General features: G+C 50.1%; 10 protein-coding genes. 7 read left to right on the forward strand and 3 right to left on the reverse strand.

Annotated elements, in window-relative coordinates; translation table 11 throughout:
• Window positions 1-440: 440 nt before the first annotated feature.
• A complete protein-coding gene (locus tag RAC65_RS00190; protein WP_226374504.1) occupies window positions 441-518 on the reverse strand; it encodes a hypothetical protein in 78 nt (25 codons plus the stop codon).
• Between the two features lie 422 nt (window positions 519-940).
• On the opposite strand from RAC65_RS00190, the gene RAC65_RS00195 reads away from it, so the two are divergent.
• From RAC65_RS00195 to RAC65_RS00210, 4 genes are all read left to right on the forward strand, one after another.
• Window positions 941-1186, forward strand: coding sequence for a hypothetical protein (locus tag RAC65_RS00195; RefSeq protein WP_375096225.1), 246 nt, complete (start codon window positions 941-943; stop codon window positions 1184-1186).
• A gap of 235 nt (window positions 1187-1421) precedes the next feature.
• The gene (locus RAC65_RS00200) at window positions 1422-1841 is read left to right on the forward strand and encodes a DUF3857 domain-containing protein (protein ID WP_375096226.1); all 420 of its coding nucleotides are present in this window, start codon (window positions 1422-1424) and stop codon (window positions 1839-1841) included.
• Window positions 1842-2440: 599 nt separating this feature from the next.
• Window positions 2441-3391: a LysR family transcriptional regulator gene (locus RAC65_RS00205; RefSeq protein WP_375096227.1), complete on the forward strand. Its 951-nt coding sequence runs from the start codon at window positions 2441-2443 to the stop codon at window positions 3389-3391.
• A gap of 174 nt (window positions 3392-3565) precedes the next feature.
• A complete protein-coding gene (locus RAC65_RS00210) occupies window positions 3566-4495 on the forward strand; it encodes a flagellin (protein ID WP_039340776.1) in 930 nt (309 codons plus the stop codon).
• A 318-nt stretch (window positions 4496-4813) separates the two neighbouring features.
• Here the strand turns inward: RAC65_RS00210 and RAC65_RS00215 are convergent, their stop codons facing one another.
• On the reverse strand, window positions 4814-5980 hold the full coding sequence (locus RAC65_RS00215; RefSeq protein WP_375096228.1) for a PAS domain-containing protein: 1167 nt from the start codon (window positions 5978-5980) through the stop codon (window positions 4814-4816).
• 392 nt (window positions 5981-6372) lie between these two features.
• Here RAC65_RS00215 and RAC65_RS00220 point away from each other — a divergent pair, with 392 nt between their 5' ends.
• A complete protein-coding gene (locus RAC65_RS00220; RefSeq protein ID WP_006119690.1) occupies window positions 6373-6948 on the forward strand; it encodes a histidine phosphatase family protein in 576 nt (191 codons plus the stop codon).
• A 152-nt stretch (window positions 6949-7100) separates the two neighbouring features.
• Here RAC65_RS00220 and RAC65_RS00225 read toward each other — a convergent pair whose 3' ends face one another.
• Entirely contained in the window at window positions 7101-8675 is a 1575-nt protein-coding gene (locus RAC65_RS00225) for a methyl-accepting chemotaxis protein (protein WP_205955234.1), read from the reverse strand.
• 658 nt (window positions 8676-9333) lie between these two features.
• Here RAC65_RS00225 and RAC65_RS00230 point away from each other — a divergent pair.
• Both RAC65_RS00230 and RAC65_RS00235 read left to right on the forward strand, forming a co-directional pair.
• Window positions 9334-10578: an EAL domain-containing protein gene (locus tag RAC65_RS00230; protein ID WP_058701691.1), complete on the forward strand. Its 1245-nt coding sequence runs from the start codon at window positions 9334-9336 to the stop codon at window positions 10576-10578.
• A 933-nt stretch (window positions 10579-11511) separates the two neighbouring features.
• Entirely contained in the window at window positions 11512-12645 is a 1134-nt protein-coding gene (locus RAC65_RS00235; RefSeq protein WP_039340758.1) for a glutathione-independent formaldehyde dehydrogenase, read from the forward strand.
• Window positions 12646-13010 lie beyond the last annotated feature (365 nt).

Raw genomic sequence — 13010 nt, forward strand, 5'->3', positions numbered from 1 at the left:
AGGGATACAAAGTAAGGAAGGAATAGGATTGACTAATTAATCAAGTATCCTGGTCCGAGTGCAAAAAGGTCGACGAAATATTTTAAAGACGAAGTTTTGTCGTGTAGAGGCACTAAGCCAACTTACTCTCTCCCTTTGTTAAAATATATCAACCTGACTCTGGCATCATAACGTCCGCTTTTCACGCGGCGGATTTATCTGATACATTTCCGGGAAGTCTTCTCTGCCGTCCGCGTTGTTACCATCTTGACTGTCGTAGTCATTATTCCAGCGTTGTCACTCCTTTTAAAACGGGCTCAGTTTCTGTGGGGACAGGATATTGAAAAAAGGATTTTTAACATGGCAAATCATTCATAGCGGGCCTGGGACCGCCAGAAGGGAAATTACCGGGTTAACAGAGGAGGTACAGGCGGGCCTTCCGGTGCAGTATCAATATCATGTTAGGTCATCCGGAAAGCTTCAGGATAATGTTTCCGCTCCGTTCTTCTGGCCGGCTCTGTGCTGCGCGATATATACAGGCAATACGGCCAGCTACATAGCCATTCGCTCTAAATCTGATTAATCCAGTAAGGCTATGAAATAGTAGCCTTTATTTTAAAAAAAGCCAGATAATTATAAGAACAAAAAGTTACAAAAAAAATATATTAAACAATTCATAAACACAACGAGGAATCTTCAAAAAAAACTTCCAATAATTTTATTACATGCGATAAATGGAAAAAAGGTTTCGTAACCAATTGAAATAATTGAAATAATTGAAATAATTGAAATAATTGAAATAAATTTAACATATTTCCGTAATTACGATTTACATGAAACTCGTAAAGCTAAGAAAAGTTTAACTTTAAATGTGCATGAAAGAGCTAATTTTTTATCAGCTTTGGCTCTTGTTGTAACGGAGTAGCAGTTATCTTAAATAGCTAACCTTGGGAGAAATGAAATGTTAAATGTCCTATCTGAAGAAGAATTTTTACTTGTTTCGGGTGGAAGCACAGCAAGTGATGGTATTGCATGTGCCGCAGGAATTGCCGCGACAGCATTAGCATCTGAAACTATAGCAGGAGGAGCAGCAGCGGCATTAGGAGCTGCCGCCGCATGTGCAAACTATGCAGATGATCTCTCGAATGATGATGATAGCGACGACGGCGATGACGATGGTGACGATGGTGACGGTGGTGATAATTAATTAACTAATAAGTGCCTGGTTTTGCAGGCACTTAATTTATAAGGGTAATAAAATGTCAAACAAACATAAAATTAGATTTTTTTTGGAATATTAGCTTTTCTTTTGATTGTTGTAAGTTTTTTTATTGATTTCAGTAATGATGAGCCCCCAAAGCCGTCTCACATAGCATTGCTAATAATCATTTTCGTAGCTATGGTTTTTTCAATTTACAAAACAAAAAACAGGAAGAAAGATAATGAGTAATGCTAAGAAAAAGTTATTTTTAACTTTCATCTCAATGCTACCTTTATCTGTGTATTTTGAAGATCATGTATCAAAATATTCAATTGAGGTTGTATCAAATTTTGAAGTTAGCAAAAATAAAAAAATAAAATCCGTGTATAATGAAACTATAAAGATAAATTCTGCTGTTGGTGCAAAAAGTCTATCAAATATAAAAATCCCCTTTGATCAATATTTTTGGAATTTAACTATAAAAAACGCAAAGATAATCAAAAAAAATGGTCAGGAGGTCGCTGCTATTGTAAGACAAGATAATAATGATTTAATCGGGGCAAAGAATAATTTGTCAGACATTAGGACAACTCGTTCAGTACCTCTGCGACCGGACCATCGTAGTCGCTCAGTCTCAGTGAACCACCAAACATTTGTTTAACTCTGTAACGTTTACACTACCGAGCGACAGATTGTAATCTATTTTCCATTTCCACCGCGCACTGCTCACGTTCAGATGTTGATTAGCGACTTCATGATTAAGATCTGCGTACTCGCTGGGCCGTTAATTCGCCCCTTTGAGAATGAATGAAATCACTAATTATCTTAAGACCAGTTCATCGTGACATAGCCAAATGTTGTCAGAATCATTGGCGTCTGACCAAATTTTCCAGTGGGTCTGCCGGATTGATCCGAAAGTGGCTCTGAGTTCGTAACGTTGTTAAGTGCCAGGTCAACATCGATGTTTTCACATATCTTGCTGTCAACGGTCAGATGCAGTTTTCGCCAGATAAGGCTTCGTTCTTTACAAGATTTTTTGACTTACCATTCGCTATAAGCAAGTGTTAATTATAAAGGCAGCCCTTCAATACCTGTTTCTTCTTTAAGATTTCTGGATGCAGCTGTTTAAAGAGTTTCTCCCTTTTCTAATCCACCGGCAGGCAAGCTGAAGCAACTGTTCATTCAGCCAGTATTACTCCTTCGAAGCAGGCAGAGTTCATCCCCTCGTAAAAGTAAAATAAACATTGCAACGGATAGGTTATGTCTTTCACGACTCTTGGCCATACTACAGGCTCCGCTCTGGACATCAGGGCAATGCGGATCTTTGTCGCGGTTGCAGAGGCAGGGAGTTTTGTTGCTGGCGGCAAGGCGATGGGGTTAACGCGCTCTGCGGCGGGTAAAGCGATAACCCGGTTAGAAGAGCACCTGCAGACAAGGCTTTTTCAACGCACCACGCGGCGGTTATCTCTGACCACAGAGGGGCATGAATTCTATCACCGCTGCTGCAGATTACTGGAAGACATAGAAGAAGCCGAAGCCAGTATCCGGCATAATTCACCAGTGCCAAAAGGCATTCTGAGACTGACCGTGTCAGAGGGTTATGGCAAAATGGTTATCCTTCCTTTTCTCCAGACGTTTTTACAGAACTCACCGAATATAAACATTGAAGTCAGCTTTAGCGATCGGGTTGTCGATCTGGTGGAAGAAGGATTTGACCTTGCCGTTCGGGTAGGCAATGCAGCCACAAGCCATCAATACATCACACAGGTGATCGACAGAGCAAGGTCACAGCTATTCGTATCACCGGACTATCTTAAGCAATGGGGTAAACCGGAATCACCTGCTGACCTCAAAGAGCATCGTCGTCTTGTTTATGGTTTAGGAGCGGCTTCAGGCGCATGGACACTCTTTGACGAGGAGCATGGGCAAATAACGCTGAACGGCAGGAACCATGTCAGGTTCGACAGCGGCGATGCCATACGCTTAGCTGCCATAGCCGGATTGGGTATCGGTTATTTACCTTCATTCATGATTGAAAAGGATATTTTAGCAGGGCACCTGGTACAGGTATTGGCTGATACACGAGGCGAGGAGGTTGCTATCCATGCTATTTACCCCACTCGCTTACATCTCTCCCTGAGGGTGCGCATTTTTATTGATGGCCTAAAAAGCTTTCTGAGTAACCATAAAAAAAGAAATATCTCTCGTTGAGAATATATATCTCCATTGCTCGCTCAACGCGGGCATTATCAGCAACGAGGCCGGGTTAAAAAAGCAGCAGTATATGACAGTTAAATGATTTCTCTGTGACACAGTTAAAGAAAGTAACTATTGTGGCGATAACGGTATAGCGTGATATACACGCTTTAACTACAAGGACTTAACATGGCCGTTATTAACACAAATACACTTTCACTGGTTACGCAGAATAACCTGACCAAATCACAGTCTGCTCTGGGCACGGCAATTGAGCGTCTCTCTTCCGGTCTGCGCATCAACAGCGCTAAAGACGACGCAGCCGGCGAAGCCATCGCTAACCGCTTTACTTCTAACATCAACGGTATGACCGTTGCAGCCCGTAACGCCAACGACGGTATCTCTCTGTCGCAGACGGCTGAAGGCGCACTGACCGAAATCAACAATAACCTGCAACGCGTACGCGACCTGACCGTTCAGGCGCAGAACAGCTCTAACTCAGCGTCTGACATCGACTCAATCCAGGCGGAAGTTAACCAGCGTATGCAGGAAATCGACCGCGTCACCAAACAGACCGACTTCAACGGCATTAAAGTCCTGAACACCGGTTCCGGCAGCACCACCTACAACTTCCAGGTAGGCGCAAAAGACGGTCAGACAATCGGCATTACGCTGAGCGCAAGTGACGGCTTCGACCTGGCGGCAGCGGGGCAGTCTGGCACCACCCAGAATACCGAGACAACCACGGGCCAGACCGTAAACGGCAATGCCCGCAGCACCTCTGCTATCGGCTTCGACGTTCTGAAGGGCGCGGTCACCGGCGGCACTGGCGGGACGGCGTCCAGCAATACGCCGCTGGCCGACATTGATAAAGCGATTAAGGCGGTCGACAACCAGCGCAGCCTGCTGGGTGCGTCTCAGAACCGTTTTGAGTCCACCATCAGCAACCTGAACAACACCGTGACCAACCTGACCGCTGCCCGCAGCCGTATTCAGGATGCGGACTACGCGACGGAAGTGTCAAACATGTCCCGCGCGCAGATCCTGCAGCAGGCCGGTTCTTCTGTACTGGCACAGGCCAACCAGGTGCCACAGACCATGCTGTCTCTGCTTCGTTAACAGACGCCGGTGAGCTGCATTCCGTAATGCAGCTCATCAGCATTCAGCGCCGTAAGCGTAAGCGCTCTTCCTGCCTGCATACCCTGTGATACAGTCCATAAAACAAGCAAAATCCAATCCATATTTTGTCTCATCGCGCTTTAACGCATATTCACTGATGACCAGGCCCGGTTTTGGACCCGTAGCAGGGGCAGTAAAGGGTATGATGCGCAATTCAGTCCGAGCCCGGCAAAATGGGATGTTGTGTTGAGTAGTGGGCACACTCCCCGGAAGCCAACCAGAAAGTGTGCGATGAAACTGAAGGGTGCAGTGATGATTTTAAAGGCGCGAAGAGGCATCCAGCCGGATTTGCAGACGGCTTATGTTTTCGGTTATCTCCGCGGTTCTGTCGGCCAGTTCGCGGATTTCGCTGGCAATAACAGAAAACCCTCGTCCCTGCACGCCGGCTCTGGCGGCCTCAATGCTGGCATTCAGTGAGATGAGTTTGATCTGAGCGGCAATATTGGCATTTTCAGAGACTAAATCAGCGATCTCACTGACAGAGGCTGATGCCTCATCTCTTCGCTGGCGTTCATGCTCAGCCTGAACTTCCTGGTCTTTCAGCGTCTGTATATCGATCAGCGCCCCGACCGCCCGCAAAGGTATACCCTCTTTGTCCCGTCGGGTCTGTCCACGTGCACGGAACCACCGGTAATTGCCGTTTTTGAGTTTAACGCGGTATTCAACGTCATAACCTGTTGCGCCCGAATGGTCGTTAAGGTGTTTGATAAAGGCATCCAGCGTGTGCTGACTGTCGTCGGGATGGAGACGGGAAGCCCAGCTGTCAATCACATCAGGAAACTCTTCAACGGTTTCGAATCCAAGCAGTTTTCTGAACTGTGGGGACCACCAGAAAACGTTATTCGGATGTAAAGGGTCACCATTGATGATCTGCAGGTCCCAGAGCCCGTCATTCAGCATTTCACGCGACAGGTTGAAGCGGGTCATGACAATGTCATATTCGCTTTCGTGCGCCACGTCCTCACTGATGTTCAGCAACGTACCTGTCAGCCTCTGGTTATGGCCGTCAGCGCCGCGCTCACGTTTAACGGCTACCTGAAACCATTCGTAGCTGCCGCCTGCCGTCATAAAACGGCATTTATGGGTCACACCGGAAGCGGCAGAGGGCTGAACGGTTCGTAAAAGCTGTCTGAAATGACTTTTGTCTTCATCATGAACAAGCGAGCAAAGCGCCGAGAGAGTCAGAATATTGTTGCCCCCTTGCGGAAAATTAAACGGCGCGGCAGATGAAATCCAGAGCGTAGTGCTGTCGGTGATGTCTTTCCCCTCACAGACCCACAAGAACTCTGGCAGCAGAGCCAAAAAACTGTCCAGACGATCTGATAACGCCCCGCATGGCGGCACTTCTTCGACGGGCACCTCCTGGCGTGGCGTTAAAATGACTTCTGGCGCGGGCGGGGATTTCCTGAATAATTTGCCTAACATAACTGCTCCCTGTGATTAAAATTAATTACAGACTGGTTATCGGCCATGTTGCAGGATGCATAAGTCAGCTAAATGATGAAATTTTCTACTGTTTAGCCGGGCAGCTTTGTCTGCAGATCATGTAGGGTAATGCCCGAATGGGGCTTTTTTTCGCGGGCCGGTCTCTTACAACGCAGAGAAAGGGAACGGGGCAGGCCTTATAATCACAGACCGCCGCCAAAAAATATTCGCGCCTGGCAGACGCAATACAGCCGATAAATCTGACCACATCAACCGCGATATTTTCGCCAGTCTTTTGCTTTTGCCGTCTTACCCATCATTTACCCCTGGTTATTACAGGGCCACGTGAAGTAGGTTATCCACTCCGCCATCATCGCCAACAGGAGACCCGGATGAAAAACGTTTTCGCGCTGTTGTTTGGTCTTGCAACACTTATCCCGTTGAAGGCTTCGGCTGACAGTACATTTGTGTTTTTCCGTCATGGCGAAAAGCCCGACAACGCCAGCGGGCAACTGACCTGCAAAGGGCTGAATCGCGCCCTGAAACTGCCGAGGGTATTGCTCAGCCGTTACGGCAATCCCGATGCGCTTTATGCTTCGGCACCGAAAGAGGATAAAACCGGCAGTTCACTGCGCCCGCTTTCAACCCTTATTCCTCTGGCGGTACAGGTTTCTCAACCCGTCATACTGCGCTTTCACGCCGACAAGCCCAATAAGCTGGTCGCGGATCTGCTGGCAGAAAAAGCGGTGCCTCTGACGTTTATCTCCTGGGAACACAAAAATCTGGTGACCGCTGCGCGCAGGCTGGTTGAAAAAACGGGTGGGGATGCCGGGCAGGTGCCGGACTGGTCAGCAACCGATTTCGATTCTGTCTATGTGGTGAAAATTGACGACAATCAGCATTTTAAATCCTTTAAACAGGATGCCGAGGGACTGAATGGCGTTTCATCTGACTGTCCTGACCGGTAGAAATGAATGCGCAGGTGGTTTGACATGAAAGCCTGTAACGAAGCCGCTAAAAGACAGCGATGCCTGATGGCTGAGAAACGGGAAAGGGGAGAGCTGAGAGCGGCGCGTTGAGCATGAAAGAGGCCAGCATCTGCATCTGGCCTCTGTCGGGGTCAGACCCTGAACGTTTCCACAATCGCCTGGAGCGCATGCGCCTGATCAGACAGACCGTGAGACGCGGTGGAAGATTCCTCAACCAGGGCCGCGTTATTTTGCGTGACGCCATCCATCTGACTGACGGCGATGCTGACCTGCGAAATGCCCTGCATCTGCTCAGACGATGCCAGTGAAATCTCATCCATGGCGGACGCCAGTGAGCCGACCATACCGACAATCTTCAGAATACTTTCCCCCGTTCCCTGTGCGACGCCCACGCCGCTTTCCACCTGCGTAACCGCCTGCTCAATGAGCTGCTTGATGTCACGGGCTGCCGTCGCACTGCGTTGCGCCAGTGTTCTGACCTCCCCCGCAACGACCGCAAAACCCCGGCCATCTTCACCGGCGCGCGCGGCTTCTACGGCGGCATTGAGCGCCAGAATATTAGTCTGGAAGGCGATGCTTTCAATCACGGCGATGATGTCGCGAACTTTAAGCGCACTGGCCGAAATCGTGTGCATGGTATCCGACATTTTCTGCACGTCAGTTTCCCCCTTACGTGCCAGCAATGCGGTCTCACGGGCAGACTCGGCGGTCTTCTGCGCACTGGCGGCATTGTTTTTCACCGTTGTCGTCAGCTCCTCCATACTGGCGGCCGTTTCCTGTAATGCGGCGGCCTGCTGTTCGGTTCGGGAAGACAGCTCGGTATTGCCTCGTGAGATTTCATCGGCCGCCAGCGAGACGGAAGCGGATGAGGCTTTAATCTGCGATACCAGGTCACGCAGGTTGTCCTGCATGCCTGCCAGTGAGGCCATCAGGCTGAAAGCATCATCGCGGCGAAGTTTAACCGGCGTACTCAGATCGCCGGCGGCAATGGCGGCGGCCAGCGCCTGTGCCTGGGCGGGTTCTGCGCCCAACTGTTTCTTGATACGGCGCGTAATCAGCCAGCTCATGACAAAGCCCAGAGCGATAAACACCACGGTGAGTACGCTCAGCGACAGGAACACGCCTGCGAGCCCCGTTTCGGTCTTCACTGCCGTACCGCCGGTCACACGATCCTGATAAGCCACCATATCGTTGACGGCTGAGCGGTAGTTCGCCAGGTCCGTCAGTAGCGCGTTGTCGATATGTTCACGGACGGCATTGCCGTCCTGTTGCAGGGCTCGCGTCGCACTGGCTTTGAAAGGCGGCGATGACGTTTCGATTTTTTTCAAAAAGTCAGAGGCTTCATCCACTTCGCTGAGGTTAATACCCGGAATGGTACGCGCACCGTTAATCAGCGTGCGGAAGTGGGCGGTGGTGTCATCACTGTTTTGTTGTAATGCCGCAAATTTTGCAGCGATATCCTGTATGGATGCGTGCCTGTCACCCGAGGATGCCGCCAGAAGCAGCGTAGTTTGCTGTGCAACGTTGTCCTTAATGGTCTGTAAGGTGCGTAAATCATTCAGTCGGGCTACCGTCAGCTTCTGCTGATCTCTGACCGTACTGAGCTTGATACCGGCAAAAAGGGTAATACACACGCCGAGCATGATGACGGTCAGGAAAGCCGCGTTGAGCATCATGTTGAGTGACATTTTTCCTGGTCTGAACATAAGGTTCTCCATAAGAATTGTTTCCGCTAATGTTGCAAAAAGGTTATCGGCAGGCCCGGCCAGACAAGGAATAATTTACATAGTCAGTCTCTGTCTTTACATAACCTCCCACGTGGCGGCTTGTTCAGGATGAAGCAAGGCAGCGGTAGCACCGCGTTTTTGCTGCGGGGACAAGCCAGTCTGCCGTGACGGTGTCCCTCGTCTTCCCGGGGCGTTTGTCAGTGACGCGCCACGCAGGACGAAAAAATTTCGCCCCAGCCCGATCAACACGATCAATGCGCCGCCTGGCTGCGGCTCTTCAGCAGCCTGTCAGCAAGGCAGGGCAGGGGCTTAGCGGGGATCATGCGAGGTGATTCGCAACTGAAAAGCATAAATCACTACGGTTCGCTTGTTTAATGCCGATAACACGATCACAGCGCAAGTGCTGGCAGAAGAATGAAAGGCAAAACGTCTGGCGTTTCCCGACGTGCAGCAATATGATGCGGCCATCTCACGGCGGCTCAACCTTTCATGACTGACTGAAAGAGAGGGTGACGGCAGACATTCCGCCAGCGCGCCTTTTTCAGATATGAAACCTCGTCATTTTATGAGGACTTAACGACTAATCGATCACCCATAACGGCCGGATGAAAACACGCGGCAGGTTGCAGGCACCTGAATGAACACGAAAAGAAAAAATGCGACATTGCATACCTGCTTTAAGAAACGGCTTCAGGCCGGTGAATTTACGCCTTATTTTCAGCCGATTGTGTCGCTCGAGGATGAGCGGGTAGTCGGCTTTGAAATGCTGGCCCGCCGCGTTTTACCGGACGGGCTTATTATCCCGCCCGATCAATTCATTCCCGAAATGGAACGTCAGGGCCTGCTGAATGAACTGACCGCCGTCCTGTTAACTCAGGGCATCCTGACCGCAGGCACCTGGCCCGAACAGCAGTTTTTATCGGTTAATGTTTCGCCTTCCCAACTGAAGGGCCGTCATCTGCCTGACATCATCAAGCACGTGGCAAATCAGTACGCCTTCAGTTTGCCCAGGCTCAAGATAGAAATCACCGAAACGGCTCTGATAGATGATGTGGATTCAGCGCGTGCGCAGATTGATTACCTTTCAGATATGGGCTGCATGATAGCAATGGATGACTTTGGCACCGGATTCTCAAGCCTGGCCTGGCTCATTCAGCTTCCTGCCACCACAATCAAAATCGACAGCAGTTTCATTCGCTCAATGCTGCACCAAAAGGACAGTCGCAAGATTGTTTCCAGCGTTGTCGGCCTGGGACGCAGCCTGGATATGGACGTGATCGCCGAAGGGGTTGAAACAGAGGAAGAGGCGGAAATGCTGCGGAAAATAGGCTGCACCTATGCGCAGGGCTATTTATTCGGCAAGCCGCTGACCGCAGATGAGACGCACGCGTTGCTACTCACCCGACCGGGTAAAAAATTTCATCGCAGGGTACAACGCATGTCTCTCGATCAGCGCGCGCATCAGATCTCGTCCATGTACGCTGCGCCCGGGACCTCCATCTGTTTCCTCAACACGGATCTCCGGATCGTGGATGCCAGTGAGACCTTCGCCGAACGCGTCTGCTGGGAACTGGACGATCTCATCGACCGTTATATCTATGAAGTCATCCCTTCGGAGGCGGATAAACTGTTATGGCTTCAGGATTTCCGCGAAAAAGGGCTGCCTTATCCGCCTTATGAAGTGACGCTGCCGGGCGGCCGTATTGATCTGGTTATCATTACCCGGGTGGAAGATGAAGCCAAAGACTTGCTGGGCTTCTGTGTGTTCGGTATCGACATCAGTAGCCGGATGGGCACAGAACACCCTGTGGAACAGGATTTTTCCGCTAAACAGCAGGGCGCGGAAAGTAAGATATTGCCGGGACGTTCAAAACCCAGCTGAATGGGCACGCTGCCGCATCGTAAAAACCTGCGCCCTCGCAGGCACCTCATCGGACGGGGCAGGCCGGAGATCACTTACCTGCTGTCATCTCCCTGCCTGATAGCGTTGTGCACGTTTATGTCTGCACACCGGTCTGACCCGCCAGACCGGCTCAGCACCGAAGGAAAAAACCGTTAGCACACAGGCAGGATCAGCGTATTGCCTGAATCTGTATTGACAGAGTGAGCATCCGGCAGCCTGTAATTAAAGCCCGGCGGGAACGGGCCACAAGCGCGAATACTGCCATGATAAATTAATACGCAGAAAGGTAATATAAGCCAGGCCGTGATAATCCCCTGCCGGGCATAATGCGCAACCTGTGAAAAATAAACACGATTTTCTGTCAGACATAAGGAATGCATGTTTTCGGATACCGTCTGTAATTAATCTGTTCAGGTTTACGGCCTTGCTGTGCATTAAATCAGCAGGCGGCTTCGCTTTTCTCCTTTGTAACTTCCGTTCACATAATCACCTTCTCAGATAAGTCATTGTAAAAAAAGTCTAAGTTATTTTTATTTGAATTAATTTTCACGATGAGCAGCAATTTTATTTATCTCAGTTACGCTTTTAAGACTGATTTAAAAAGAACATGAAGGCAAATCTTAACCACGAAGGAGAAATGTATCGCAGGTCATTCCAGAGGGAATCTGTCATTATTCCACCGTAGTTAAATTTGTCGGAAATATCCGAAAATATTGCGCAACCCTAATTATTTTAAAAACAGGGCAGGCAATCACGCTTTTTAGTCACGCGTATTTTAAGCGAACGGTCTCTTTCCACAGCGAACGCACGATTAGCGTCAGGCTGATTAACCAGCCCAGAAAATCCGATGCCGCTCGCCGTCCCGGTCAGGGCCGGTGGGTGCCAAATCATCCATGACCCGAGGGGAAAAATATGAAAGCAGTCGTTTATAACGGACCATACGATGTGTCAGTAAAAGACGTGCCCGATGCCAAAATTGAGCGTCCCACGGATGTTCTGGTTCGTATCACCACCACCAATATTTGCGGATCTGATCTTCATATGTACGAAGGGCGTACCAGCTTCGAACAGGGCCGTATCCTGGGCCATGAAAATCTGGGGCAGGTGGTAGAGATCGGCAGCGGTGTGGAGCGCGTGAAAGTCGGAGATTATGTCTGCCTGCCTTTCAACGTCGGCTGCGGATTCTGCGAAAACTGTGAAAAAGGGCTGACAGGCTTCTGCCTGACAACCAATCCAGGCACGGCAGGGGCGGCGTACGGCTTTGCCGAAATGGGGCCCTGGTCTGGTGGTCAGGCAGAATTATTGCGCGTACCCTTTGCCGATTTTAACTGCCTGGTGCTGCCACCCGATGCGGTTGAAAAGGAAGACGATTACGTCATGCTGTCTGATATTTTTCCCACCGGCTGGCATGCCACTGAACTGGCGGGGCTCAAACCCGGCGAAAGTGTGGCTATCTATGGTGCAGGGCCGGTAGGACTGATGGCGGCGCATTCGGCGATTATCAAGGGTGCCTCCGAAGTGTACGTTGTGGACACGCATGCCGACAGGCTGGCGCTGGCTGAAAAACTCGGTGCCATTGCCATTAATGCCACCGGGACCGATGCGGTAAATAAAATTCTCGACCTGACGGATGGCCGGGGCACCGATTGTGGCTGCGAATGTGTGGGATATCAGTGCTGTAACAAACATGGGGTTGAAGATAACGCCGACACCATGAACAGCCTGGTGGCCTCCACCAAAGCGACGGGCGGCATTGGCGTGGTGGGCGTGTTTGTGCCACAGGATCCCGGTGCTGCCACCGATCTGGCGAAAGAAGGTAAAATGCCTTTCGACTTCGGCAGCTTCTGGTTTAAAGGCCAGTCTGTCCGCACTGGCCAGGCAAACGTCAAAGCCTATAACCGCCAGCTGGCGCGTCTGATCGCGCAGGACAAAGCGAAGCCGGGACAAATCATTTCCCACCGGCTGCAACTGACAGAAGCCGCAGAGGGCTATAAACATTTTGACAACCGCGACAGCGGGTGGACAAAAGTGATTTTAAAACCCTGAATAATTCGCAGTTAACCGGGCCGCCGCAGTCTGGGATCTCGTCTGAGTACGGGGGACCGGACTGTTGGCGGTTAAAGACGGCCCCTGTGGTTAGCTGACTGACCGATGACGTTTTATCTCAACAGTATGGCTGGCAAAGTACGAGGCCGCCTCGCCTTCACCGTGCCAGCGTAAGTCACAGCCCATACCTGCTGTGGAAAGGTCTGGTACAGAGCGGCGTTTATAACGCGAGAGAAACGTGAATATAATCGTTTGGCATCCGAAAGTGTGCACCGAAAAAACGCGGGTCTGTTATATGATGGCGCTACGTCATTTTACTGGCTTTATTTTAGCGAAAAAAAACCGCCGGCGCGGCGGTTAAGTGA

The organism is Pantoea sp. BS_8, from assembly GCF_041954965.1.
GTDB classification, from domain to species: domain Bacteria; phylum Pseudomonadota; class Gammaproteobacteria; order Enterobacterales; family Enterobacteriaceae; genus Pantoea; species Pantoea stewartii.